Origin of the sequence: Pseudomonas glycinae (assembly GCF_001594225.2) — a bacterium.
Lineage (GTDB): Bacteria > Pseudomonadota > Gammaproteobacteria > Pseudomonadales > Pseudomonadaceae > Aquipseudomonas > Aquipseudomonas glycinae.
Window position 1 is genome coordinate 525,452 of record NZ_CP014205.2, and the last position, 25,250, is coordinate 550,701.

Below are 25,250 nucleotides of genomic sequence, written 5' to 3' on the forward strand. Positions count from 1 at the left end.
AAGGTTTCTCACAAGGCTAGATCCTCAGGTGTGAATGTCATCTTGAATGAACGATACGGAGCGAAATCGCTCGGCTTCATTCCCTGCATTTCCGTCAAACGTCCAATATTCTTGACCGCTGCCACTGCCGACGCATCGAACGGACCGTCGCCACTGGACTTGGCCACGCTGACCGAAGTCACCGTACCGTCCGGCAACATGCCGATCTGCAGCACAACCGTCATGCCTTTGCGTGCCGAAGGTGGACGTGCCCAGCCTTCCGCTGCCCGCGCACGAATCAGGTCATCGAAACTGCCCGCGACTTCATCGCCCTGCTCATCGGCCAAGGCCTGCTGGCGCTGCGGCGTGTCAGAAAGCAAATCTGCCAGGGCCTGAGCCTTTTTGTCTTCGGCGGATTTACGTGCCGCTTCCTGCGCTTTCTTCTTCGCAGCATCGGCAGCAGCTTTCTTCTTCGCGTCTTCGGCGACTTTCTTCTTCGCCTCTTCAGCTTCAGCTTTCTTCTTGGCGTCTTCGGCGGCTTTCTTCTTCGCGTCTTCGACGATCTTCTTCTTGGCTTCTTCAGCGGCCGCTTTCTTGGCCTCTTCTTCAGCAGCCTTCTTGGCTTCTTCTTCGGCTTTCTTCTTGGCTATATCAGCCAATTGTTTCTCTTCTGCCTTCTTGGCTTCGGCGGCTTTCTTGGCGTCGTCGGCTTTTTTGGCTTCATCAGCCTTCTTCGCCTCGTCCGCTTTCTTCGCCTCATCGGCCTTCTTGGCTTCCTCGGCCTTTTGAGCCGCTTCTTCTTTCTTTTGTTCCGCAGCCTTCACCGCTTCCTGCTCGACCTTTTTCTGCTCCATCTGCTCGACTTCGGTCTGGCGCGCGGCGGATTTCTTCGCCTCACCCGCAATCTTCTGATTGGTCTGGGTGGTTGCCTGACTTTTCGATTTCAGCTGGTACAGGGTCGCCTGGACAATCGGCTTGGCCGGCGGCAACTCCGGAGTCAGGGCGAAACTGACGAACAGCATGCCGAACACCAGCACGTGCAAGCCAATCGCCCAGACACTGGGCCAGAAGTAGCTTTCCGAGGCGGACGGCTCTCGCTGTTGCTGCATCAGGGCGCCTCGGTGATCAAGCCAACGTTACCGACCCCGGCTTTCTGCAACCCGCCCATGGCGCCCATGACGGAGCCATAATCGACGGACTTGTCGCCACGGATGAACACCTGGGTACGCTTGCCCCCTTCAGTACCGGCGCGAATGATCTTGGTCACCGCGTCGGTCATCTGTGGCAGGGTCATGGCCCGGTCCTGCTGCTTCTCGGTGTCGACTTCGCTGCCAAGGTTCCAGTAGTAGGTCTTGTCCGACTTGATCGAAATGGTCAGCACCTGGGTGTTGTTGTCCTGCGGCAAGGCTTCACTGGAAACCTTGGGCAGATCCACTTTCACGCCCTGATTGAGCATCGGCGCAGTCACCATGAAGATGACCAGCAGCACCAGCATCACGTCGATGTAAGGCACTACGTTCATCTCGGCGACCGGCTTGCGCTTGTGTCGGGCTCGAGTGATTAAAGCCATCGGGAAATACCTGCTTATTCTTCGCTGGTGTGCACTTTGCGGTGCAGGATCGCCTGGAACTCATCGGCGAAGGTGTAGTAGCGGCTCAGCAAGGTTTCGCTGCGGGCAGAGAAACGGTTGTAAGCAATAACGGCCGGGATCGCGGCGAACAGACCGATCGCGGTGGCGATCAGGGCTTCGGCGATGCCGGGTGCGACGGTGGCCAGAGTGGCCTGCTGGGCACTGGCCAGACCACGGAAGGAGTTCATGATCCCCCAGACGGTACCGAACAGACCGATATACGGGCTGACGGAACCTACGGTGGCGAGGAACGGCAGGCTCTGCTCGAGTTTCTCTTCCTCACGGGAGATGGCGACACGCATGGCGCGAGCCACACCTTCCATCACCGCTTCAGGGTCGACACCTGGCTGCTGACGCAGACGGGAGAATTCCTTGAAGCCCGCACGGAAAATCTGCTCGACGCCGGAATCCGGATCCGGGTTGCTGCCGGCCTGACGGTAGAGTTTGGACAGGTCGATACCCGACCAGAATCGCTCCTCGAAGCTCTCGAGGGCACGTCGACCGGCGCGTATCAGATTGCTGCGCTGAAAGATCATGATCCATGAGGTCACCGATGCGGCCACCAGAGTCAACATTACCAACTGCACCACGATGCTGGCATTGCTGACCAGGCTCCACATGGAGGAATGGTCGACGACGTTAGCTTCCACGCTTTATCTCCTGCTTTGAGTGTGTACCCGTGCCGACCGCGTCGGCAAAGGCCGCACGCAGGTCTTCGGGAAGGGCCCGGGGTTTCAAACTGTTAGTGCGCACACAGGCCACCAGAAACTGCCCTTCGCAGAGCAGCACATTATCCGTTGCCCGCCTGACCTGCTGTCGAAAGCGCAGGCTGGCACGGTTCAATTCGATTACATCAGCGCTTACCAGAAGCTCGTCATCCAGTCGCGCCGGCGCGTGATAACGCGCTTCGCTGGAATGCACGACGAACAACAGGTCCTCCCCTGCCAGCGCCGACTGGGCAAAGCCCAGCTCCCGGAGCCGCTCGGTTCGAGCCCGTTCCATAAACTTGAGGTAATTAACGTAATACACGATGCCGCCCGCATCGGTGTCCTCGTAATAAACGCGACAACGATGTGCGAACGGCTCAAGCCCGTTTTGCGCGCGCATACTCTAGTGCTTACTCCTCGGGTTGCCAATCCGGCCAGGCAACTGTTTTTCATTGTTGGAAGGCTTTACCGCAAAAGTACCGTCCTGTGACAGTACAAACGCTGAATAAATCGACAATAAATGTGTATCAATCGTCCACGGCATCGAGAAACTCGTCTACCACGGGCATCTCGCCCATTCGTGTCGGAATGTTTAAACCAAAATGCAGGTACGCGTGACGGGTAACCACCCTGCCCCGCGGCGTACGCATGATGTAGCCCTGCTGAATCAGGTACGGCTCGAGCACGTCTTCAATGGTGTGGCGCTCTTCGCTGATCGCCGCTGCCAGACTGTCGATGCCCACCGGGCCGCCATCGAATTTCTCGATCATGGTCAACAGCAGACGCCGGTCCTGATGATCGAAACCGTGCTCGTCGACATCCAGCAGATTCAGCGCCAGATCCGCGACAGCCTTGGTGATGTGGCCCTTGGCCCGGACTTCAGCGAAATCCCGCACCCGACGCAACAGTCGGTTGGCGATCCGCGGCGTACCACGGGCGCGGCGGGCAATCTCGAAAGACCCTTCCGGATCCAGCGGCAAGCCGAGGATATTCGCCGAACGGCTGACAATCGTCGCCAGGTCAGCGGTGCTGTAGAACTCGAGACGCTGGACGATGCCGAAACGGTCGCGCAACGGGTTGGTCAGCATGCCCGCCCGCGTCGTCGCGCCAACCAGGGTGAACGGTGGCAGATCAAGTTTGATCGAACGCGCCGCCGGACCTTCACCGATCATGATGTCGAGCTGGAAATCTTCCATGGCCGGGTACAGCACTTCTTCGACGATCGGCGACAGACGATGGATTTCATCGATGAACAGCACGTCGTGCGGCTCAAGATTGGTCAACAGTGCCGCCAGATCCCCGGGCCGTTCCAGCACCGGGCCGGAAGTGCTCTTGATCGACACACCCATTTCCTGAGCGATGATGTTGGCCAGCGTGGTTTTACCCAGCCCCGGCGGGCCGAAAATCAGGGTGTGGTCGAGGGATTCGCTACGGCCACGGGCGGCCTGGATAAACAGTTCCATCTGCTCGCGAACGGTCGGCTGGCCGATGTATTCGGCCAGGCTGACGGGACGTATCGCCCGATCCTGGACTTCTTCGCGCTCACGCGGACTGTGCGTGGCGGCGATCAGACGATCAGCTTCAATCACTTAAATCATTCCCTTCAGGGCGCGTCGAATCATGTCTTCGCTGCTCAGGCCTTTCTCTTTGATCGCGGAAATCGCCTTGCTCGCTTCCTGAGGCTTGTAGCCCAGGGAAATCAGCGCGCTGACCGCGTCGTTCTCGGCGGTGTTGACCGGCGCCGGGCCGTCCGGCTGGTTCGGCACGAGGGCGAACATGGCCGGCGAGGTTTCCCAGGCCTTGAAGCGATCCTTGAGCTCGACCAGCAGACGTTCGGCGGTTTTCTTGCCCACGCCCGGCACCTTGGTCAGCGCCGAGGTGTCCTGGGATTGCACGCAGCGGATCAGTTCGTCGACTTCAAGACTCGACATCAAGGCCAGGGCCAGTTTCGGCCCTACACCGTTGAGACGGATCAACTCGCGAAAAAAGTCTCGCTCACGCTTGCCGGCAAAGCCATAGAGTAACTGTGCGTCTTCGCGTACGACCAAATGGGTGTGCAAGGTCAGCGGTTCACCGACCGACGGCAGGCGATAAAGGGTGGTCATGGGCACTTCCAGCTCATACCCGAGGCCGTTTACATCCAGAATCAGGTGCGGCGGCTGTTTCTCAGCCAGAGTGCCGCGCAAGCGTCCAATCACGTTTCAGATCCTTGAGCGTTGGCCAGCCGTGGGCTGGCGACCGACAGAGCATGGATTTGCTGCCGACGACCCAGGCGCGAAATCCACATTCCGTGAAATTGACTGCTGATGCTATCAGAGACGCAGACGCCCGCCACGACTGCGTGCAGTTCCCAAGCCATGCGGCAACAGACTGGAGCGGGTGTGGGCGTGACAAATGGCAATCGCCAGGGCATCCGATGCGTCGATTTGCGGTTTGCTGGTCAGCTTGAGCATGTGCATGACCATCATCTGCACCTGCTCTTTATTGGCAGCACCGGTTCCCACCACAGCCTGCTTGACCTGAGTGGCCGTGTACTCGGCGATCTCCAGGCTTTCTTCGGCGCCGGCAACGATAGCGGCCCCACGGGCCTGCCCGAGCTTGAGCGCCGAATCAGCGTTTTTCGCCATGAACACCTTTTCGATACCCATGGTGACCGGGCCGTAGGTCTGGATGATTTCCCGCACGCCGCGGTAGACAATCTGCAACCGCTCATGCAGCTCGCCGGCACCGGTGCGGATACAACCCGAGGCGACGTAGATGCAACCGCCGCGTCCGGTATCGCGAACAACGCCGTAACCGGTAATGCGCGAACCGGGGTCGATACCAAGAATTAAAGTCATAAGCCTGCTGGTTCGAAAAAACACAAAAAACAAATGTGGGAGCTGGTTTGCCAGCGATGACGGTGTGTCAGGCACCATCATTAGCTGATGTGCCGACGCCATCGCTGGCAAGCCAGCTCCCACATTGAGCCTAGTCGCTCTTAACCGAGCTGAGCGGCCACGTCTTCCGGAATGTCCGCGTTGGAGTAGACGTTCTGCACGTCATCCAGATCTTCCAGCATGTCGATCAGCTTGAGCACCTTCTCGGCGCCCTCCAGATCCAGTTCGGCGCTGGTGGTCGGCTGCATGACGATTTCCGCGTCATCACCCTTGAAACCGGCGGCTTCCAGGGCATTGCGTACCGCGTAGAAGCTGGTGAAGGAGGTGAACACGTCGATCGAGCCATCTTCGTGACTGACCACGTCGTCGGCATCGGCTTCCAGCGCGGCCTCTGTCAGCGCGTCTTCGTCAACGCCCGGGACAAAGCTGATCTGGCCCTTGCGTTCGAACAGATAGGCTACCGAACCGTCGGTACCGAGGTTGCCGCCACACTTGCTGAACGCGTGGCGCACGGCCGCTGCGGTACGGTTGCGGTTGTCGGTCATGCACTCGACCATCACCGCCACGCCGCCCGGACCGTAACCTTCGTAGGTCAGCTCTTCAACGTTGTCGGCTTCGGTCGCACCGGCGCCACGGGCCACGGCACGGTCGATGATGTCGCGACTCATGTTGGCGCCCAGCGCCTTGTCCAGCGCCAGACGCAGACGCGGGTTGGAGCCCGGATCACCGCCGCCCTGACGGGCCGCCACGGTCAGTTCGCGGATCCACTTGGTGAAGATCTTGCCTCTCTTGGCATCCTGGCGTTCTTTGCGGTGCTTGATGTTCGCCCACTTGGAATGACCTGCCATAACTCGCTCCGAATTCTCTTGAACAATGCCCGCCATGCAGGTGCATCGGCCAGCAAAAAAATCTTGTTTTCAATCACTGCAGAAAGAAAAAAGGCGCATCCGAAGATGCGCCTTCAGGCCCGTCTTACTCAGCCTTCGGCGTTTCGCGCAAACGAATGTGCAGTTCGCGCAATGCCTTCGCGTCCACGACACCCGGCGCCTGCGTCATCACGTCGGCAGCACTCTGGGTTTTCGGGAAGGCGATCACTTCACGGATCGACTGGGCGCCGGTCATCAGCATGACCAGACGGTCCAGACCGAAGGCCAGACCACCGTGCGGCGGCGCGCCGTATTTCAGGGCGTCGAGCAGGAAGCCGAACTTCTCTTCCTGTTCCGCTTCGTTGATGCCCAGCAGACGGAACACCGCCTGTTGCATCTCTTTGCGGTGAATACGGATCGAACCGCCACCCAGCTCGGTGCCGTTCAGCACCATGTCGTAGGCACGGGACAGAGCGCCAGCCGGGTTGGCTTCGAGCTCTTCCGGAGTGCACTTCGGCGCGGTGAACGGATGGTGCAAGGCCGAGAAGCTGCCGTCGTCGTTCTCTTCGAACATCGGGAAGTCGACGACCCACATCGGCGCCCACTCGCAGGTCAGCAGCTTCAGGTCGTGACCGAGCTTGATACGCAGCGCGCCCAGGGCTTCGCTGACGATCTTGGCCTTGTCGGCGCCGAAGAACACGATGTCGCCGTCGACTGCGCCAACGCGATCGAGGATCACGTTCAGGTTGGCTTCCGGGATGTTTTTCACGATCGGCGATTGCAGACCGTCAACACCGGCCGCACGCTCGTTGACCTTGATGTACGCCAGGCCCTTGGCACCGTAGATGCCGACGAACTTGGTGTAGTCGTCGATCTGCTTGCGCGGCATGCTCGCCCCGCCTGGAACGCGCAGCGCGGCGATACGGCATTTCGGGTCGTTGGCCGGGCCGCTGAAGACCTTGAAATCCACTTCTTTCAGTTGGTCGGCCACGTCTACCAGTTCCAGCGGGTTACGCAGGTCTGGTTTGTCGGAACCGTAACGGCGCATGGCTTCTTCGAAGGTCATGTGCGGGAACTCGCCGAATTCCAGATCCAGCACTTCCTTGAACAGGTTGCGGATCATGCCTTCGGTCAGGCCCATGATGTCTTTTTCGTCGAGGAAGCTGGTCTCGATGTCGATCTGAGTGAACTCAGGCTGACGGTCGGCACGCAGGTCTTCGTCGCGGAAGCATTTGGCGATCTGGTAGTAACGGTCGAAGCCGGCGACCATCAGCAGTTGCTTGAACAGCTGTGGCGATTGCGGCAGCGCAAAGAACGAACCGGCGTGGGTACGGCTCGGCACGAGGTAGTCGCGCGCGCCTTCCGGAGTGGCACGGGTCAGGATCGGGGTTTCGACGTCGAGGAAGCCGTTCTCGTCCAGGTAGCGACGGATGCTGGTGGTCATGCGCGAACGCAGACGCAGCTTCTCGGCCATTTCCGGACGACGCAGGTCCAGGAAGCGATAACGCAGACGGGTTTCTTCGCCGACGTCGGAGAACTCGTTCAGCGGGAACGGCGGGGTTTCCGACTCGTTCAACACTTCCAGTTCGTAGCCCAGCACTTCGATCATGCCCGACGCCATGTTGGCGTTGGTGGCACCGGCCGGACGCAGACGCACCTTGCCGGTGATCTTCACGACGTATTCGCTGCGCACGCGATCGGCGGCGGCGAAGCTCTCGGCGCGATCCGGATCAAACACTACCTGGGCCAGACCGTCACGATCACGGATATCGAGGAAAATCACCCCGCCGTGGTCGCGACGACGGTGAACCCATCCGCAAAGGGTAATTTCCTGGCCTTCCAGGCTTTCGTTCAGTTGGCCGCAATAATGGCTGCGCATCATGGTAGTGGTTCGCTTCTCGTAATTCGAAATTCGGTGGAGATCCCGCTGCACTCAAGCACTGTGCAACCTGTGGAAACTCGCGCGTGTCGTTCGACCTGGGTTTGAACCCTAGTCAGATTTGTCGCCACCGGCCAGATTCTTCTTCGCGCCGGTCTTGAAATCGGTTTCGTACCAGCCACTGCCACTGAGGCGAAAGCCCGGCATCGACAGTTGCTTCTTGAGTTCAGGCGCCTGGCAGGCAGGGCAATCGACCAGTGGTGCGTCGCTGATCTTTTGAATGGCTTCCAACTGATGACCACAGGAAGCACATTGGTAATCGTACATCGGCATGAGGTTGTCTCGGCAATCAGGTTGCCAGCACACGCGGGGCTGTGCGGCGAAAGAGCGGGATTATATCCATTAAATGCGGCCTGTGCAGCCGTAAGACTGCACAGGCCGTATCGTCAGTGACAACCCGCGTCGTGCATCCCCGGAGAATCCCGCAGGCCATGCACCACGCACACCACCCGTACCAGACCACTGAAGTTTTTCACCCCGCCATGGCGCAGGTGTACTTCACGGTCGAGACGGGACAACAGCGTGCCGACCGAACAGCAATTGTCCTCGGCCATCCGGCCCAGGATATTCCAGTAAACCTGTTCGAGCCGCATGCAGGTCGCAAACCCGTTCAAGCGTACCGACCGGGACAACGGACGGATCAACGCCATGTCGAATCCGCCGAGAAACGGTTCCACAAACCTGTCCTGTTGCGAGCCGACAGCAATGCCGCCTCGCCTGTCTGCACATTCCATATCGTTGACACTCCTTTGTCATTCCTGCACTTGTTATCAAGGCAACATCCTGTGACCTCATTAAAAGCGCAGGCGCAAAGGCAGATCCAGATGACTTTTGGACCCTTCACGTAGGATAAGCCAACGCGACACGGAGGATCATGGAGCGGTGGGTCGCGTTCCTCGTTTCCTACTGTCGTGAATGACTTTTCCAGGGGAGAAGACAACAGCGCACGAACCCGGGGTGTCCGTGCGCTTCCCGCCATCAGGCCTCAAGCAGTGCGCGCAACATCCACGCGGTTTTCTCGTGAACCTGCATGCGTTGAGTCAGCAGGTCGGCGGTCGGCTCATCGCTGACTTTATCCAGCAGAGGGAATATCCCCCGCGCCGTGCGAGTGACGGCCTCCTGACCCTCGACCAATTGTTTGATCATGTCCTCGGCACTCGGCACCCCTTCCTCCTCTTTTATAGAAGACAGACGGGCGTAGGTTGCGTATGCGCCTGGCGCCGGAAACCCCAGCGCCCGGATGCGTTCGGCGATCAAGTCCACCGCCAGGGCCAGTTCGTTGTATTGCTCCTCGAACATCAGATGCAGGGTCCGGAACATCGGCCCGGTGACGTTCCAGTGGAAGTTGTGGGTCTTCAGATACAGCACGTAGGTGTCCGACAGCAGGCGCGAGAGCCCTTCGACGATGGATTTGCGGTCTGCTTCACTGATACCGATATCGATTGCCATGCTTACCCCCTAACGGCGATTGAGTTCATCCAGCAGGTGTCGTTCCACTGTAGCAAGGCCACCCCCGCCCCGCAGCCCCGTATGACACCGATAGACGCGACAAATCGTCCGACGCCTGCCGCCGGCCGGCGTAATTTGAGTACCCGCAGGCTTTGCTGTTAAATAGGCAGTGTGTCGCTACGCCCCGTTTTCCGGGCCTGCGCATAGGCTGATGCCGGGTACGTGTCCAACGCCTCTTTATTGTTCCGAAGCGAACCGTGCGCCTTCAGCTCTTCCTTGTGAGCCGTCATAACGTGAGTCAATAAAAATGTTGAAAATCGTCCACCTGCTAATGGGCGCAGCAGCCTTGCTGCTGTCCTTCATACCTAGCCTGAAGTCCGAAGCGGTACCTTACCTGCAACAACCCGATGCACTTTACCTGGCCTTCTTCGGCCTGCTGAACCTGATCCTTGCGCCAGTCATCCCTAACTGGAACAAAGGTCCGCGCCAGCATCTGCAAAACCTGGTCAGCGCCCTGCTGGTGCTGACCGTTGTCCTGCAAACCCTGACCCTGATCGCGCCGATGCCTGTCATCGCCGGCCAGCCAGCCGTGCTGTTCAGCCTGGTGATCGCTCTGGTCGCCGTGGTTCTGCACCTGGCCGTCAGCTTCTACAAGTCCTCACCGGCCGTCGCGACGCAAAGCTACGACATGAGCAACCGCGATACCGGCACCGTCAAGTGGTTCAACACCTCCAAGGGCTTCGGTTTTATCTCCCGGGATTCCGGCGATGATATTTTCGTGCACTTTCGCGCCATCCGTGGCGAAGGCCACCGCGTCCTGGTCGAAGGCCAGCGCGTGGAGTTCTCGGTGATGAACCGTGACAAGGGCCTGCAGGCCGAAGACGTGATCGCCGCCCTGCCGCGTCGCTGATTCACGCTTCCCGGCAATAAAAAAACCGCGAACAGCCTGGCTGTTCGCGGTTTTTTTATTCACGGGAGCATGCCCACAGACCTCTCAATAGTGCGGCGGTGGCGCGTCTTCTTCAAAAGACCCGATCTGGCCGACCATCTCTTCCTGACGCTTGAGCACGGCAGCCATCTGCAACTGCAAACGCTCAACCACCCGCTGCTGCTCCACCAGCACATCATTCAATGCCTGAATGGTGTCGTCCTGAAACGCCAGGCGGCTTTCCAGCTCGGTAACACGTTGTTCGAGGCTCATGACTCAGCCCTCCAGAAAGGTGAAATCTTCGTCCAGCACCAGACGCAGGCGCTCGCGGATCGCGGCCACTTGCTCGGCACTGTAAGGTTTGGCGGGGTGCTTGCCCCAGACCGGCGCCGGCCAGGCGGCATCGTCCCGCTTACGCACGATCACATGCATATGCAGTTGGCTGACCACATTACCCAGGGTCGCGACATTCATCTTGTCGGCGTCGAAGGAATCCTTGAGCACCTCGGCCAGTGCCGTGGTTTCCTGCCACAGGCGCTGCTGGTCGGCGACATCCAACTGAAACAACTCGCTGATATCGTCGCGGCGTGGCACCAGGATGAACCACGGGTAGTTGGCATCGTTGGACAACAGCAGTCGGCACAGCGGGAAGTCGCCGATGGTCAGGGTGTCCTGTTGAAGTCGTGAATCTAAAGCAAACACTGCGCGCACTCCCGGCGAAATGACCTGTTTTCAGCTTAGCGCCCCACCCTGAAAGCAGCGCGCCAAACGACTGGAGGGCAGCATACCTGCGATTGACATGTCCTTCACGGCGAATGCGCCACGGCAAGGAATCTTGCGCGCCCTGCAAAGTGACATTTGTGGCACGAGCGCACCAGAACAGAACCAGCACTGTATTCGAACGCGGGAAATGACCGGTTCAGGAAGCAACGTTTACGCACCATCGACGGCTCAACTGTATGAATTCAGTACAGCCAATAAAATTTTTTGCACCAAAACCGCACAGTGCGTCTACGCTCAGTGCGTCGGGCATCCGCCGAATACTCACCGACGGGGTGAACCGGTAACGTTTTTGGTTGTCGCGCCGCGACTTTCAGGGAGCAACACCATGCGAAGGATGGCGTCAAGCCTGTTCGAAAGCCCCTCGAAGCCCCCGGTTTTATGCGGTTTTTACAGCTCCGGACGAGCATCTTGAAAAAAACCGGAACAATTCAGCGGTTTGTGCACGCTTGTTGCATTCATACCCATATGGACTATAAGCGCACCACAAGAAGTGGATGCCTTGAGCCCCATAAAAACAGTGGCAGGGTTGCCCGATGGAGATTCAAGCGTTTTGCCAAGGGACTCTTTTTTACCGATGCTCAAGCTCTGTAAAACAGCGCTGAAGTTGTCAGTCCCATTGCATTTGGACTGTAAATTTGCGACATCTACCAAGCCGTTTGCGACACGCTCGTAAAGAAGCTGAAAGGTTGGATTCGCAAGTATCGCCAACATGGTCGGCGTGATATAAGTTTGCGCCGACACAAAAAGAAAGAGCCGCCCAGATAATAAAACAGGTGGGACGGCAGTACTCTTCTAAAACCAAAGGAGCAAATCACGATGCGCGTGATGAAGTGGAGCATGATCGCACTGGCAGTTGCTGCAGCAGCCAGTACTCAAGTGGCTACGGCCGCCCCGTTTGTAAGTGACCAGGCTGAAGCCAAAGGTTTTGTTGAAGACGCACAACTCACCGAGACGTTGAAGAACTACTACTTCAACCGCGACCGCAAAGGCGGTTCCAACGATCAAATCGACTGGACACAGGGTTTCCTGGGCAACTTCAGCTCCGGCTACACCCAAGGTACTGTCGGGATTGGTGTTGATGCATTCGGTTACCTGGGCATCAAACTGGATGGCGGTGACGGTACTGCCAGTTCGGGCAACACGAGCGTCGACTCCCAGGGCCACGTCAAGGACAGCATGGGCAAAGCAGGCGCAGCGATCAAAGCTCGCATCTCCAAAACCGAGCTGAAGTTCGGTGAGTTCCAGCCAAGTACCTCTCCAGTATTTGCTGTCGGCGGCTCCCGTCTGATTCCTCAGACCGCTACCGGTTTCCAACTGCAAAGCAGCGAAATCCAGAACCTGGATCTGGAAGCAGGTCACTTCTACTCGGCCTCCAGCCAGGACGAGATGAACAGCGACGGTGAGCTGCATTCGCAGTACTCCAGCACCACCGATAACCCTGTCACTGGCAAAACCATGGACTTCGCCGGTGGTAAATACGGCATCACCGACAACCTGAGCGTGTCGCTCTACGGTTCGAAGTTCAAGGACATCTGGAACCAGTACTACGCTAACGTGAACCTCACCACCCCGATCAGTGGTGACACTTCGCTGAACACCGACTTCAACATCTACCGCACCAACGACACCGGTAGCGCCAAAGCCGGTGACATCAGCAACACCACGTTTTCCCTGGCAACCGCACTGTCGTTCCTGAAAGCACACACCGTGACTCTGGCCTTCCAGAAAGTCGACGGCGACACCCCGTTCGACTACGTCGGCGTAGGTGACAACAACCGCGGTGGCGACTCGATCTTCCTCGCCAACTCCATCCAGTACTCCGACTTCAACGGTCCTAACGAGAAATCTGCACAGATTCGTTATGACCTGAAAATGGCCGAGTACGGCGTACCTGGCCTGAGCTTCATGGCCCGTTATGTAAAAGGCTGGGATATCGACGGTACTAAAATGGATGCTGACAGCCCTTACCGCTCGTACGGTTACGGTGAAGATGGCAAACATCACGAAACCAACCTTGAAGCCAAGTACGTAGTTCAGTCCGGCCCGGCCAAAGATCTGTCCTTCCGTATTCGTCAGGCATGGCACCGTGGTAACACCGACCAGGCTGAAGGTGATATCAACGAGTTCCGTCTGATCACCGAGTACCCACTGAACATCTTGTAATCGTCAGCGGTTAGTTTGGTAGCATAAAAAAAGGCCCATCTTCGGATGGGCCTTTTTGTTATCTGTCACTTGTAATAAACGCCTGACCAACAAGTCAGGCAATCAATTAGCAACCTATCATTACACTGCCGATTCCTGAACCACACGAATCACTCGCTGCGGAAACGGGATATCAATTCCGGCAGTTTTTAAACGATCACGGGACTGTTCGTTAAACATGAACATCACATCCCAGTAATCCGCCGTTTTAACCCAGACGCGCAGAGAAACAGTGATCGAACTGTCACCCAGCGTCGAAATAACGGCCTGGGGTGCCGGATCCTGCAGAACACGATCATCCTTGGCCAGATCCAGCAGCACCTGACGGGCCTTTTGCAGATCGGCTTCGTAATCCACACCTACGTCAAACACAACCTTGCGGGTCGGCTGACGGTTGGTATTGGTGATGATGCCATTCGACAGGTTGCCGTTCGGGACAATGATGGTCTTGTTGTCGCCGGTACGCAGTACGGTATGGAAGATCTGGATGCTGTCGACGGTACCCGCCACACCCTGGGCTTCGATCCAGTCACCGATGCGGAACGGACGGAACAGCAGAATCAGCACGCCGCCGGCGAAGTTCGCCAGGCTGCCCTGCAATGCCAGACCGATGGCCAGGCCCGCCGCACCGATCGCCGCGACGAACGAGGTGGTTTCAACACCGATCATCGACGCCACGCTGACAATCAGCAGCACCTTGAGAATGATGTTGGCCAGGCTGCTGATGAAACCTTGCAGCGCCAGGTCGGCATTGCGCAGGGCCAGCAGGCCGCCGAGCTTTTGCGTGACCTTGTTGATCAGCCACCAGCCGATGGCCAGGGTGATCACCGCCAGCAGCACACGACTGCCGTATTCCATGATCATCGGAATCCACGCCTGGGACGCCTTGACCAGGTTGTCCACCTCAGCATTCAAATCCATCTTTTATCTCCTGATTGCCGGCTTCCCCGGGCTGTAAAAAACCAGCGGCAGAAAGACCGAACCGAACAGGGCTCAATCGTTTCTGCCGTTGCTTGGGCCTCGGACGCCTTAAACGCCGAGAGGTTCCCGACCGAAAAGCTTAGTCGCGGAAGTTGTTGAACTGCAGTGGCATGCCGAATTCCTTGGCGCGCAGGGCTGCGATGGCTTCCTGCAAGTCGTCACGCTTCTTGCCGGTCACACGCACCTGCTCGCCCTGAATGGCGGCCTGCACCTTGAGCTTGGCTTCCTTGATGTGGCCAACGATTTTCTTCGCCAGTTCCTTGTCGATGCCTTCCTTGAGGACGGCGTCCTGCTTCATCAGCTTGCCCGAGGCGAAGGAGTCTTTGACTTCCAGGCACTGCACGTCGATCTTGCGCTTGACCAGGGCCAGCTTGAGGATCTCGATCATCGCTTCCAGCTGGAAATCGGCTTCAGCGGTCAGGTGGACGGTCAGGTCCTTTTCCTTGTATTCGAAGCTGCCCTTGCCTTTCAGGTCATAACGACGATCGAGTTCCTTCACGGCGTTCTCGACCGCGTTGGTGAGTTCGTGTTTGTCCAGTTCGGATACCACGTCGAACGACGGCATGTAAGTTCTCCAATAAAAAGGCGCGCTCGTGCGGGACGCGGCGCGCTTGGCTTGCGGTTAAAATCGGGCTCATTATAACGGGTCTTTTCCCACCGACACGGCGAGCCTTGCATGCCTGTACCTTACCGAGTGAAAAACTGATGTCCACCCCCTGGCATGTCCTCGGCGCCGGAAGTCTCGGCACGCTCTGGGCCACGCGCCTGGCCCGGGCCGGCCTGCCGGTTCGGTTGATCCTGCGCGACATTGACCGCTTGCACGACTATGCAATGGCGGGCGGCCTGACCCTCGTCGAACAAGGCGTGGCCAGCAGTTACGCCATCCCCGGCGAAACCCCGGACAGCCCCGAACCGATCCGCCGCCTGCTCGTGGCCTGTAAGGCCTACGACGCCGAAGCGGCTGTGGCCGGACTTGCCCATCGCCTGGCACCGGACGCCGAACTGATTCTTTTACAGAACGGCCTCGGCAGCCAGGAAGCGGTCGCCGCGCGAGTCCCGCAGGCCCGCTGCATCAGCGCCTCCAGCACCGAAGGCGCATTTCGCGATGGAGACTGGCGCGTGGTGTTCGCCGGCCATGGCTACACCTGGCTGGGGGACGCCGGTCATCCGATAGCACCGATCTGGCTGGACGATCTCGAGGCGGCGAAAATCCCCCATGAATGGAGCGCCGATATCCTCACCCGTCTGTGGCGCAAACTGGCACTCAACTGTGCAATCAATCCGCTGACGGTGCTGCACGACTGCCGCAACGGCGGCTTGCAGCAACATCACTGCGAAGTCGCCACCCTGTGCGGCGAATTGACCGAACTGCTCGAACGCTGCGGTCAACCGGCCGCAGCGGACAACCTGCAACAGGAAGTCGAGCGGGTGATCCAGGCCACGGCGGCGAATTTCTCGTCGATGTATCAGGATGTGGCCAGTAAACGCCGCACCGAGATCAGCTATCTGCTCGGCCATGCCTGCAAGGTTGCCCAGCGTCACCAATTGAACCTGCCGCATCTCAAGCAATTGCAGGAGCGTCTGACCGCTCATCTGCACAGTCTCGGATTGCCCGTCGACTGAGCAGCGGCTACGCTGGCCACTTGTTCCTTTGCTGCGATAAACCTGATGCCATTGCGCCAGCGTCTTGAAAACCTGCCGGTCGGCCAGAAACTGCTGGCCGCCCTGCTGGTGCTGTTGACCACCGTGTTGCTGGTCGCCAACCTGACCTTTATCAGCGCCGCCTATTACATCTCCCAGGAAAGCATGGCGCCCCAGGCCTTGCAGACCATCGGCCGGCTGGTGTCGAACCCGAGTCTGGTGGCCGAGGCCTTGCAGTCGCCCCAAAGCGCCGAACGCCTGCTCAAAGAGCTCGACAGCTATTCGCCGTTGCGCGCCGCCGCTCTATATGACGGCAAGGGCGAACGTCTGGCGCAATTGCAACGCGGTGACAAACTCAACCTGCCGGAACGCTACCGGCACATCGAAGCCTGGCAACTGACCGAATTTCGCAGCAACCAACTGATCACCCTGCCCCGTCCAGGCACCGCACCGGGCCACCTGTTACTGGTCGCCAGCAGCGAACTGCCGGTGGCGTTCTACACCGGCACGCTCACCGCCAGTCTGGGGATTCTGATTTTCAGTGTGCTGCTGTGGCTGGTCATTGCCCGGCAGATCAAACGCCTGATTACCCGGCCGATCCATCAGCTTGAAGAGCTGTCCCGCCAGGTGACCCGCGAGGAAAATTACGCCCTGCGCGCCTCCCGGGGTAATCGTGACGAAATCGGCAGTCTGGCCGAGGCGTTCAACACCATGCTTTCGCGCATCGAGGCGAGGGAGCAGCAACTCAAGCGTGCCCGCGACGACTCCCAGGCGGCCTACGACCAGGCCCAGGGGCTGGCCGAAGAAACCCGCCACACCAACCGCAAGCTGGAACTGGAAGTCCAGGTGCGCAGCAAGATCGAGAAGAAACTCACCGGGTTCCAGAACTACCTCAACAGCATCATCGACTCCATGCCCTCGGCGCTGATCGCCCTCGACGAACAGCTCTACGTCACGCAGTGGAACCAGGAGGCCAGTGCCCTTTCCGGTACACGGCTGGACGAAGCGCTGAACCAGCCGATCTTCCTCGCCTTCGAACCGCTCAAGCCATTCCTGCCGCAACTCAAGCAGACTGTCGAACAACACACGGTAGCGAAAATCGAGCGCGTGACCTGGTTCAAGGACGACGAGCCCAAACACTACGCCCTCACCTTCTACCCGCTGATGGGCGGCGCCGGGCGCGGCGTGGTGATCCGCATCGACGACATCACCCAGCGCCTGTCGCTGGAAGAAATGATGGTGCAGTCGGAGAAAATGCTGTCGGTCGGTGGCCTCGCCGCCGGCATGGCCCACGAGATCAATAACCCGCTGGGGGCGATCCTGCACAACGTGCAGAACATCCGCCGACGCCTGTCGCCAGACCTGCCGAAGAACCTCGAGCAGGCCGAGCAACTGGGCATCGAACTCGATACCGTGAACCGTTACCTGCAAGGTCGGGAAGTCCCGCAACTGCTCGACGGCATCCAGCAGGCCGGTGCGCGGGCGGCGAAAATTGTCACGCACATGCTCAGTTTCAGTCGCCGCAGCAACCGCCAGATGGCGCCGTGCGACCTGCCGGCGCTGATCGATCAAGCCGTGGAAATCGCCGGCAACGACTTCGACCTGGCCATCGGGTTCGACTTCAAGGGTCAGGCGATCATTCGCCAGTTCGACCCGGCGCTGGGCCCGGTGCCCGGCACTGCCAACGAACTGGAACAGGTGCTGCTGAACCTGCTGAAAAACGCCGCGCAGGCGATCCACCAGCGCGAAGATGACAGCGAGCCAGGGCGAATCACCTTGCGCACCCGGCTCAATCCGCCGTGGGCCGAGATTCAGGTCGAGGACAACGGCATCGGCATGAGCGAGAACGTGCGCAAGCGCACCTTCGAGCCGTTCTTCACCACCAAGGAAATCGGCCAGGGCACGGGCCTCGGGCTGTCGGTGTCGTACTTCATCATCACCAACAACCACAAAGGCCAGATGGAAGTGCAGTCGGCGCCGGGGCAAGGCACCTGCTTCACCCTGCGCCTGCCACTGGCGCAACCGGCGCCCATCGCCGCCGAAACCAATCAACTACCGAGGTAAACCATGGGCTTTCGCCTGTCGAAGATCTACACCCGCACCGGCGACAAGGGCGAAACCGGACTCGGCGACGGCCGCCGGGTGCCCAAGGATCACCCGCGCATCGAAGCCATTGGCGAGGTCGATACGCTGAACAGTCAGGTCGGTGTACTGCTGGCTGGATTGATCGCCGAGCGCGAAACCTGCCCCGGGCTGAATGAGCTGATCGATGTGTTGGCGCCCTGCCAGCACCGATTGTTCGATCTCGGTGGCGAGCTGGCGATGCCGGAATATCAGGCATTGAACGCAGCAGAAATCGAACGGCTGGAAGCCGCTATCGATGTCTGGAACGAGGAACTGGGGCCGCTGGAGAATTTCATTCTGCCGGGCGGTTCGATGCTGATTGCCCAGGCCCACGTCTGCCGCAGCCTGGCGCGCAGTGCCGAGCGGCGTTGTCAGCATTTGAATGCGATCGAACCGTTGGCCGGGGTTGGCCTGGCGTATATCAATCGCTTGTCGGATCTGTTGTTTGTGGCGGCCAGGCTGATCGCCCGGCGTCAGGGTATTGCCGAGATTCTGTGGCAGCCGGCGGCGAAACCTTCAGAGGTGTAGCGCCTGTCAGTCAGTCATCGCTGGCAAGCCAGCTCCCACAAGGTTCTTGATCGTTCACAAGTATTCTATGAAGCCTTAAACCTGTGGGAGCTGGCTTGCCAGCGATGAGGCCACTGGCCTCACCGCAAACTCAGGCCTGTGGCCAGAACGCCCGAATCCCCGCCACACCCTGAGCCCCGGCATCCCACGCTTTTTCGCGCTCCGCCGGGCCGACGCCACCCAACAGAAACACCGGCTTGCTGAAGCCTTCGATCAGGGTCGAAGCCTGCTCCCAACCCAACGGCTGTGCATCCGGGTGAGTCAGGGTCGGCTGCACCGGCGACAGGGTGACGAAATCCACACCCATCTGCTCGGCCAGTGCCAGTTCTTCAGCGTTGTGGCAGGACGCTGCCAACCAGCGCTCCCCCGGCAGCGGGCGCCCCGCCGCCGCGTACTTGCGCAGTTGTGCCGAGGTGATGTGCCAGCCAGCGGACGGGAAATCGCCCAGCCACTCGAACGGGCCCTTGATCATCAACTGCGCCTTGCCGGCGCACAGGCCGACCGCGTCCACCGCCAGATCGCGGTACTTCGGGTCGTAACCATTGGGTGCACGCAGCTGGATCAGCTTGGTGCCACCGGCGATTGCCTTCTGGATACCGCGCAGCAAGGCCGGGGTTTCCAGATCTTCCGGGGTGATCAGGTATTCAGCAGGCAGACGCGCTGCCGCGACAATCGGCTGGTTGGCCGCCGGGAATTCGTAATCCGTCAGCTCCCTGGCCGAGACCCAGGCTAATGGCTGGCCTTCGGCGCCATGGGGTTCCCCGGTGAAGCTCGAAACTTCCCAGACATCCAGCAACACCTGCTTGTCCGGGTAATCATGGCGAACCTTGATCAGCGGCCGCGCGGCGCCGACGACAATGCCCAACTCTTCGTGCAGCTCCCGAGCCAGCGCGGTTTGCACCGACTCATCGGCCTCGACCTTGCCACCGGGAAATTCCCAGAGGCCGCCTTGATGCTGGGTATCGGCACGCCGGGCGATCAGGATTTTGCCGCTGTCGTCACGAATGACGGCAGCAGCGACGTGTACGCGTTTCACGACTGCAACTCCTCCAGTCCTGCCTTTTGCCAGGCCTTGAAGGCAGGCCATTGGTAGACGGTTTCAACATAGGCTTCATCATCGGCCGGCAACTTCACCTGATAGGTGCGCAGGCGCACGGCAATCGGTGCGAAGAACGCATCGGCCAGCGACACCCGACCAAACAGGTAAGGCCCAGGCTCGGTCGCGACAGCACGGCATTCGGCCCACAGCGCGAGCATGCGCTCGATATCGACCTTCACCTCCGGCGGCACAGGGTTAAGTGGCGCATCGTGGCTCAGGTTGAACGGCATGTGATTGCGCATGGCGAAGAAGCCGCTGTGCATCTGCGCGCAGGCGGACCGGGCCTGGGCACGGGCGGCGATATCGGTCGGCCAGAGTTGCTCGGAAGGAAACTGTTCGGCCAGGTATTCGGCAATTGCCAGAGAATCGGCGACGGTGCCACGGGCGGTTTTCAGCAGCGGCACCTTGCCGGTGGGCGAATGTTTGAGCAGTCGCTCGCGGGTGTCAGGCTTGCCGAGCTTGACCAGTTCTTCGGTGTAGGGCGCACCGGTCAGTTCAAGCGCTAGTGCCGCGCGCAGGGACCAGGAGGAAAGCAGTTTGTCGCCGATGATCAGGTGAAGGCTCATGTTCGGGTCCTTTCATGGGACAGAAGAAAAGGAGGTCCGCAGACCTCCTTCTTCGGCAGGGATCAGGTGCGGTATTCGGCGTTGATCTTCACGTACTCGTGGGACAGGTCGGTGGTCCAGATGGTTTCGCTGCAATCGCCGCGACCCAGTTCGATACGGATGGTGATTTCTTCCTGCTGCATCACTGCCGAGCCCTGGGCTTCGGTGTAGGTCGCGGCGCGGGCGCCACGGCTGGCGATGCACACGTCGCCGAGGAACACGTCGATCTTGCTCACATCCAGGTCCGGCACGCCGGCACGGCCGACAGCGGCGAGGATGCGACCCCAGTTCGGGTCGGAGGCGAACAGCGCGGTCTTGATCAGCGGCGAGTGGGCCACGGTGTAGCCGACGTCCAGGCATTCCTGGTGATTGCCGCCGCCGTTGACTTCAACGGTCACGAACTTGGTCGCGCCTTCGCCGTCACGCACGATGGCCTGGGCCACGTCCATGCAAACTTCAAACACGGCCTGTTTCAGCTTGGCGAACAGCTCACCTTCGGCGCGGGTGATTTCCGGCAGTGCAGCCTTGCCAGTGGCGATCAGCATGCAGCAGTCGTTGGTCGAGGTGTCGCCGTCGATGGTGATGCGGTTGAACGACTTGTTGGCGCCGTCCAGCATCAGGTTTTGCAGCACGTCACGAGAGACTTTGGCGTCGGTGGCGATGTAGCCGAGCATGGTCGCCATGTTCGGACGAATCATGCCTGCACCCTTGCTGATGCCGGTGACGGTGATGGTCACGCCGTCATGCTGGAACTGGCGGCTTGCGCCTTTTGGCAGCGTGTCGGTGGTCATGATGCCGGTGGCGGCGGCTTCCCAGTTGTTTTCCGACAGATCGTCGAGCGCGGCCTGCAGAGCGCCTTCGATCTTCTCGACCGGCAGCGGCTCGCCGATCACACCGGTGGAGTACGGCAGGATCTGGCTGGCATCCACGCCGGTCAGCTCGGCCAGTTTGGCGGTGGTGCGCTCGGCAGCGGCAAGCCCCGGTTCGCCGGTACCGGCGTTGGCATTGCCGGTGTTTGTCAGCAGGTAACGCACCGGGTTCTGTACGCGCTTCTTGGCCAGGATCACCGGCGCTGCACAGAAAGCGTTCAACGTAAACACGCCCGCCACGGTGGAGCCTTCGGCGCAACGCATCACGACGACATCCTTGCGCCCCGGGCGCTTGATACCGGCCGAAGCGATACCGAGTTCAAAACCGGCAACCGGGTGCAACGTTGGCAAAGGACCAAGACCAACAGCCATGAATGCGCTCCTTACTCAATGATGTCAGCACCGCCAAGCGTAGTGACGGTGGTGTAAATGGCAAAACGCCGCGACGGCTGGTGCCGGTCGCGGCGCGGGTATTTCAGCGATTGAAACGGGGTTTACTGGATCTGCCCGTGGCAATGCTTGAATTTCTTGCCCGAACCGCAGTAGCACAGTTCGTTGCGGCCCAGCTTCTGCTCGTTGCGAACCGGGGCGGCGGCGAGGGCCACATCGACCTCTTCACCGACCAGTGCTTCCGGCTGATCCAGACCTGGCGCTTCAGCGTGTTCAAACTGCATGCGCGCGGCCAGCGCTTCGGCTTCCTGACGCAGGCGTTGCTCTTCTTCGGCCGGATCTTCGCGGCGAACCTGAACATGCGACAGCACACGGATCGAGTCGCGCTTGATCGAATCCAGCAGTTCGGAGAACAGCGTGAAGGACTCGCGCTTGTATTCCTGCTTCGGGTTCTTCTGCGCATAACCACGCAAATGGATGCCGTGACGCAGATGATCCATGGTCGACAGGTGGTCTTTCCACAGGTCGTCCAGAACGCGCAGCACGATCTGCTTCTCGAACGAGCGCAGGGCTTCGGCGCCCGCCTGGTCTTCTTTTTCGTTGTACGCGGCGATCAGCTCGTTCATCAGCTTCTCGCGCAGGGTTTCTTCGTACAGGTGATCGTCTTCGTCGAGCCATTGCTGGATCGGCAGCTTCACGCCGAAGTCGCTGGCGATCGACGCTTCCAGACCGGCCACGTCCCACTGCTCTGGCAGCGATTGCGGCGGAATGTGCGCGCTGACGGTGGCGTTCAGGACGTCCTGACGGAAATCAGCGATGGTTTCGCCGATGTTGTCCGCGGCCAGCAACGTGTTGCGCATGTGATAGATCACTTTACGCTGTTCGTTGTTGACGTCGTCGAATTCGAGCAGTTGCTTGCGAATGTCGAAGTTGCGGCCTTCAACCTTGCGCTGTGCCTTCTCGATGGCGTTGGTCACCATGCGGTGCTCGATCGCTTCGCCAGGCTGCATGCCCAGGGCCTTCATGAAGTTCTTCACCCGGTCGGAGGCGAAGATGCGCATCAGGCTGTCTTCCAGCGACAGGTAGAAGCGGCTGGAACCGGCGTCACCCTGACGGCCGGCACGACCACGCAGCTGGTTGTCGATACGACGGGATTCGTGACGCTCGGACGCGATCACCTGCAAGCCGCCGGACTCCAGCACTTGCTGGTGACGCTTCTGCCAGTCGGCCTTGATCTGGGCGATCTGCTCAGGGGTCGGGTTTTCCAGCGACGCGACTTCAACTTCCCAGTTGCCACCCAACAGGATGTCGGTACCACGACCGGCCATGTTGGTGGCGATGGTCAGGGCGCCCGGACGACCGGCCTGCGCAATGATTTCAGCTTCTTTTTCGTGGAACTTGGCGTTCAGAACCTTGTGTTCGATGCCTTCCTTCTCGAGCAATGCGGACATGTGCTCGGAGGTTTCGATGGTCGCAGTACCCACCAGCACCGGCCGGCCGGCGGCCATGCTTTCCTTGATGTCATTGACGATCGCCGCGTATTTCTCTTCGGCGGTCAGGAACACCAGGTCGTTGTAGTCCTTACGGGCCAACGGCTTGTTGGTCGGGATCACGACGACTTGCAGGCCATAGATCTGATGGAATTCGAACGCTTCGGTGTCCGCGGTACCGGTCATGCCGGACAACTTGTCGTACAGACGGAAGTAGTTCTGGAACGTGGTCGATGCCAGCGTCTGGCTCTCGGCCTGGATGTTCAGGTTTTCCTTGGCCTCGATGGCCTGGTGCAAGCCTTCGGACAGACGACGGCCGGGCATGGTACGACCGGTGTGTTCGTCGACCAGTACGACCTGACCGTCCTGCACGATGTATTCGACGTTGCGGTGGAACAGCTTGTGCGCACGCAGACCGGCGTAGACGTGTGTCAGCAGGCTCAGGTTGTGCGCCGAGTACAGGCTCTCGCCTTCGGCCAGCAGGCCGATGCTGGTCAGCTGGTCTTCGATGAATTGGTGACCGGCTTCGTTGAGTTCGACCTGACGGGTCTTCTCGTCAACGGTGTAGTGGCCTTCCTGGGTGACTTCGCCTTCGACTTCTTCGACGTGCAGCTTGAGTTTCGGGATCAGCTTGTTGATCTCGATGTACAGCCTGGAACTGTCCTCGGCCTGACCGGAAATGATCAGCGGGGTACGCGCTTCGTCGATGAGGATGGAGTCGACTTCGTCGATCACGGCAAAATTGAGTTCGCGCTGGAATTTCTCTTCCATGCTGAACGCCATGTTGTCGCGCAGGTAGTCGAAACCGAATTCGTTGTTGGTGCCGTAGGTGATGTCGGCGGCGTAGGCGGCGCGTTTCTCTTCCGGCGGCTGGAAAGGCGTCACGATGCCGACGCTCAGGCCGAGGAATTCATACAGCGGACGCATCCAGTTGGCGTCGCGGCGGGCCAGGTAATCGTTCACGGTCACAACGTGCACGCCCTTGCCGGACAGCGCGTTGAGGTAAACGCCCAGGGTACCCACCAGGGTCTTGCCTTCACCGGTGCGCATTTCGGCAATCTTGCCTTCGTGCAAGGTCATGCCGCCAATCAGCTGGACGTCGAAGTGGCGCATGCCCATGACCCGCTTGCCGGCTTCGCGGGCAACCGCAAAGGCTTCCGGCAACAGCTGATCAAGGGTCTCCCCCTTGGCAATGCGGTCTTTGAACTCTGCGGTCTTGGCGCGCAGTTGATCGTCCGAGAGGGCGACCATCTTCTCTTCGAAGGCATTGACGAGCTGCACCGTCTTGAGCATGCGTTTGACTTCACGCTCGTTCTTGCTTCCAAAAAGTTTCTTTAACAAAGGCGCAAACATATCGGCAGGATCTTCCACACTAAAGGGATGGAGGGCGGCCCCGTGAGTCGCCCGTGCAGCCCTCATGGCCGCATGCGAACGAGCATTCTACCCGGAAACGGTGGTGAGGAAAGTGGGGATATTCCACGATGCTGGCACTGCGCTTTGACGGGGCTCACTTAAAATAGGGGCGTTTTGCTCAACTTCAAGCCGTACAGCGAAGAAGTTAGTCGTTGATTTAATGGGCAAAGCAGGGACAAAAGCAATGGGCGAGTGAAATGGGTGCTATCTGCTACCATGGCGCCTCTGCAACTTCAGGTCCTAGATCATGGCATTTCGCCCTCTCACAGCCAGAGCGCCCGCCGTTCTGCTACGCGAAGCCAGGCCGTTGAAAGCCATCCTCGGTCACGCCCAGCGCCTGGCTCATCTGCAACGTCTGCTCGAAAGCCAACTGCAACCCGCCGCCCGTGAACACTGCCACGTCGCCAAGTGGCGCGAAGGCGAACTGTTGCTGATCGTCACCGACGGTCATTGGGCCACGCGTCTGCGCTATCAGCAGAAACGTCTGCAACGGCAACTGCAGATGTTCGACGAGTTCGCCAATCTGACGCGGATCAAGTTCGCCGTGCGGCCACCGACCCTCCAGCGCGAGGCGAACGGGCCGACGATCGATCTGTCGACGGATGCGGCGGCGACCATCCAGGCCACCGCCGACGGGATCAGCGATCCGAATCTGCGGGCGGCACTGGAACGACTGGCCGCCCACGCCAAACCCAAGTCCTGAGCCTTG

The 25,250-nt window shown here is 59.6% G+C and carries 27 protein-coding genes; 6 read left to right on the forward strand and 21 right to left on the reverse strand.

Annotated elements, in window-relative coordinates; genetic code table 11:
• Positions 1 to 8 precede the first annotated feature (8 nt).
• The 12 genes from tolA to AWU82_RS02505 form a co-directional block, all read right to left on the reverse strand.
• On the reverse strand, positions 9 to 1,088 hold the full coding sequence (tolA, locus tag AWU82_RS02450; RefSeq protein ID WP_064383749.1) for a cell envelope integrity protein TolA: 1,080 nt from the start codon (positions 1,086 to 1,088) through the stop codon (positions 9 to 11).
• A complete protein-coding gene (gene tolR / locus AWU82_RS02455; protein ID WP_162130475.1) occupies positions 1,088 to 1,540 on the reverse strand; it encodes a protein TolR in 453 nt (150 codons plus the stop codon). The genes tolA and tolR overlap by 1 nt, the downstream gene beginning before the upstream one ends.
• Before the next feature lie 23 nt (positions 1,541 to 1,563).
• Positions 1,564 to 2,259 (reverse strand): protein TolQ, encoded by a 696-nt coding sequence (gene tolQ, locus AWU82_RS02460; RefSeq protein ID WP_039766018.1) that lies wholly within the window; start codon positions 2,257 to 2,259, stop codon positions 1,564 to 1,566.
• On the reverse strand, positions 2,249 to 2,716 hold the full coding sequence (ybgC, locus tag AWU82_RS02465) for a tol-pal system-associated acyl-CoA thioesterase (RefSeq protein ID WP_007951203.1): 468 nt from the start codon (positions 2,714 to 2,716) through the stop codon (positions 2,249 to 2,251). Before ybgC ends, tolQ begins: the two co-directional genes overlap by 11 nt.
• A 127-nt stretch (positions 2,717 to 2,843) precedes the next feature.
• Positions 2,844 to 3,905 carry a Holliday junction branch migration DNA helicase RuvB gene (gene ruvB / locus AWU82_RS02470; protein ID WP_064383750.1) on the reverse strand — a complete coding sequence of 354 codons (1,062 nt, stop codon included), beginning with the start codon at positions 3,903 to 3,905 and terminating at the stop codon, positions 2,844 to 2,846.
• Positions 3,906 to 4,514 (reverse strand): Holliday junction branch migration protein RuvA, encoded by a 609-nt coding sequence (ruvA, locus tag AWU82_RS02475; RefSeq protein WP_007951205.1) that lies wholly within the window; start codon positions 4,512 to 4,514, stop codon positions 3,906 to 3,908.
• Between the two features lie 114 nt (positions 4,515 to 4,628).
• Positions 4,629 to 5,156 (reverse strand): crossover junction endodeoxyribonuclease RuvC, encoded by a 528-nt coding sequence (gene ruvC / locus AWU82_RS02480; RefSeq protein ID WP_003227525.1) that lies wholly within the window; start codon positions 5,154 to 5,156, stop codon positions 4,629 to 4,631.
• Between the two features lie 140 nt (positions 5,157 to 5,296).
• Positions 5,297 to 6,043 carry a YebC/PmpR family DNA-binding transcriptional regulator gene (locus AWU82_RS02485; RefSeq protein ID WP_064383751.1) on the reverse strand — a complete coding sequence of 249 codons (747 nt, stop codon included), beginning with the start codon at positions 6,041 to 6,043 and terminating at the stop codon, positions 5,297 to 5,299.
• Positions 6,044 to 6,167: 124 nt separating this feature from the next.
• The gene (aspS, locus tag AWU82_RS02490; RefSeq protein ID WP_064383752.1) at positions 6,168 to 7,943 is read right to left on the reverse strand and encodes an aspartate--tRNA ligase; all 1,776 of its coding nucleotides are present in this window, start codon (positions 7,941 to 7,943) and stop codon (positions 6,168 to 6,170) included.
• A gap of 108 nt (positions 7,944 to 8,051) precedes the next feature.
• Entirely contained in the window at positions 8,052 to 8,273 is a 222-nt protein-coding gene (locus AWU82_RS02495) for an FmdB family zinc ribbon protein (protein ID WP_007951210.1), read from the reverse strand.
• Positions 8,274 to 8,386: 113 nt separating this feature from the next.
• On the reverse strand, positions 8,387 to 8,734 hold the full coding sequence (locus AWU82_RS02500; RefSeq protein WP_064383753.1) for a ribbon-helix-helix domain-containing protein: 348 nt from the start codon (positions 8,732 to 8,734) through the stop codon (positions 8,387 to 8,389).
• 244 nt (positions 8,735 to 8,978) lie between these two features.
• Positions 8,979 to 9,449, reverse strand: coding sequence for a Dps family protein (locus AWU82_RS02505; protein WP_064383754.1), 471 nt, complete (start codon positions 9,447 to 9,449; stop codon positions 8,979 to 8,981).
• Positions 9,450 to 9,756: 307 nt separating this feature from the next.
• On the opposite strand from AWU82_RS02505, the gene AWU82_RS29380 reads away from it, so the two are divergent.
• Positions 9,757 to 10,359 carry a cold-shock protein gene (locus AWU82_RS29380; RefSeq protein WP_064383755.1) on the forward strand — a complete coding sequence of 201 codons (603 nt, stop codon included), beginning with the start codon at positions 9,757 to 9,759 and terminating at the stop codon, positions 10,357 to 10,359.
• 84 nt (positions 10,360 to 10,443) lie between these two features.
• Here the strand turns inward: AWU82_RS29380 and AWU82_RS02515 are convergent, their stop codons facing one another.
• The 3 genes from AWU82_RS02515 to AWU82_RS02525 all read right to left on the reverse strand — a co-directional run bounded on the left by AWU82_RS02515 (position 10,444) and on the right by AWU82_RS02525 (position 11,901).
• Positions 10,444 to 10,650 carry a SlyX family protein gene (locus AWU82_RS02515; RefSeq protein ID WP_039766003.1) on the reverse strand — a complete coding sequence of 69 codons (207 nt, stop codon included), beginning with the start codon at positions 10,648 to 10,650 and terminating at the stop codon, positions 10,444 to 10,446.
• A 3-nt stretch (positions 10,651 to 10,653) separates the two neighbouring features.
• Positions 10,654 to 11,079 carry an HIT family protein gene (locus AWU82_RS02520; protein WP_041475414.1) on the reverse strand — a complete coding sequence of 142 codons (426 nt, stop codon included), beginning with the start codon at positions 11,077 to 11,079 and terminating at the stop codon, positions 10,654 to 10,656.
• A gap of 468 nt (positions 11,080 to 11,547) precedes the next feature.
• On the reverse strand, positions 11,548 to 11,901 hold the full coding sequence (locus AWU82_RS02525; RefSeq protein WP_139831602.1) for a hypothetical protein: 354 nt from the start codon (positions 11,899 to 11,901) through the stop codon (positions 11,548 to 11,550).
• Between the two features lie 75 nt (positions 11,902 to 11,976).
• On the opposite strand from AWU82_RS02525, the gene AWU82_RS02530 reads away from it, so the two are divergent.
• Positions 11,977 to 13,323 carry an OprD family porin gene (locus AWU82_RS02530; protein WP_064383756.1) on the forward strand — a complete coding sequence of 449 codons (1,347 nt, stop codon included), beginning with the start codon at positions 11,977 to 11,979 and terminating at the stop codon, positions 13,321 to 13,323.
• 120 nt (positions 13,324 to 13,443) lie between these two features.
• On the opposite strand, the gene AWU82_RS02535 is transcribed toward AWU82_RS02530, so the two are convergent.
• Both AWU82_RS02535 and AWU82_RS02540 read right to left on the reverse strand, forming a co-directional pair.
• Positions 13,444 to 14,283, reverse strand: a complete 840-nt coding sequence (locus AWU82_RS02535) for a mechanosensitive ion channel family protein (RefSeq protein ID WP_007951217.1) — start codon at positions 14,281 to 14,283, stop codon at positions 13,444 to 13,446.
• A 139-nt stretch (positions 14,284 to 14,422) separates the two neighbouring features.
• Positions 14,423 to 14,908 carry a YajQ family cyclic di-GMP-binding protein gene (locus tag AWU82_RS02540; RefSeq protein WP_011335651.1) on the reverse strand — a complete coding sequence of 162 codons (486 nt, stop codon included), beginning with the start codon at positions 14,906 to 14,908 and terminating at the stop codon, positions 14,423 to 14,425.
• 140 nt (positions 14,909 to 15,048) lie between these two features.
• Here AWU82_RS02540 and AWU82_RS02545 point away from each other — a divergent pair, with 140 nt between their 5' ends.
• From AWU82_RS02545 to AWU82_RS02555, 3 genes are read left to right on the forward strand one after another with little or no spacing between them, the layout of a single operon-like run.
• Positions 15,049 to 15,966, forward strand: a complete 918-nt coding sequence (locus AWU82_RS02545; RefSeq protein WP_064383757.1) for a putative 2-dehydropantoate 2-reductase — start codon at positions 15,049 to 15,051, stop codon at positions 15,964 to 15,966.
• A 45-nt stretch (positions 15,967 to 16,011) separates the two neighbouring features.
• Complete coding sequence (locus tag AWU82_RS02550) at positions 16,012 to 18,048, forward strand: sensor histidine kinase (protein WP_064383758.1); 2,037 nt, start codon at positions 16,012 to 16,014, stop codon at positions 18,046 to 18,048.
• Between the two features lie 3 nt (positions 18,049 to 18,051).
• Positions 18,052 to 18,636 (forward strand): cob(I)yrinic acid a,c-diamide adenosyltransferase, encoded by a 585-nt coding sequence (locus tag AWU82_RS02555; protein ID WP_064383759.1) that lies wholly within the window; start codon positions 18,052 to 18,054, stop codon positions 18,634 to 18,636.
• Positions 18,637 to 18,766: 130 nt separating this feature from the next.
• Here AWU82_RS02555 and AWU82_RS02560 read toward each other — a convergent pair whose 3' ends face one another.
• The 4 genes from AWU82_RS02560 to secA form a co-directional block, all read right to left on the reverse strand.
• Positions 18,767 to 19,711, reverse strand: coding sequence for a Nudix family hydrolase (locus tag AWU82_RS02560; RefSeq protein ID WP_064383760.1), 945 nt, complete (start codon positions 19,709 to 19,711; stop codon positions 18,767 to 18,769).
• Positions 19,708 to 20,340: a glutathione S-transferase family protein gene (locus tag AWU82_RS02565; RefSeq protein WP_064383761.1), complete on the reverse strand. Its 633-nt coding sequence runs from the start codon at positions 20,338 to 20,340 to the stop codon at positions 19,708 to 19,710. Before AWU82_RS02565 ends, AWU82_RS02560 begins: the two co-directional genes overlap by 4 nt.
• A 62-nt stretch (positions 20,341 to 20,402) precedes the next feature.
• Positions 20,403 to 21,620, reverse strand: a complete 1,218-nt coding sequence (gene argJ, locus AWU82_RS02570) for a bifunctional glutamate N-acetyltransferase/amino-acid acetyltransferase ArgJ (RefSeq protein WP_064383762.1) — start codon at positions 21,618 to 21,620, stop codon at positions 20,403 to 20,405.
• A 122-nt stretch (positions 21,621 to 21,742) separates the two neighbouring features.
• Complete coding sequence (gene secA, locus AWU82_RS02575) at positions 21,743 to 24,481, reverse strand: preprotein translocase subunit SecA (protein WP_064383763.1); 2,739 nt, start codon at positions 24,479 to 24,481, stop codon at positions 21,743 to 21,745.
• 307 nt (positions 24,482 to 24,788) lie between these two features.
• Between secA and AWU82_RS02580 the strand changes: the two genes are divergently transcribed.
• Positions 24,789 to 25,244 carry a DUF721 domain-containing protein gene (locus AWU82_RS02580; RefSeq protein WP_064383764.1) on the forward strand — a complete coding sequence of 152 codons (456 nt, stop codon included), beginning with the start codon at positions 24,789 to 24,791 and terminating at the stop codon, positions 25,242 to 25,244.
• Positions 25,245 to 25,250 lie beyond the last annotated feature (6 nt).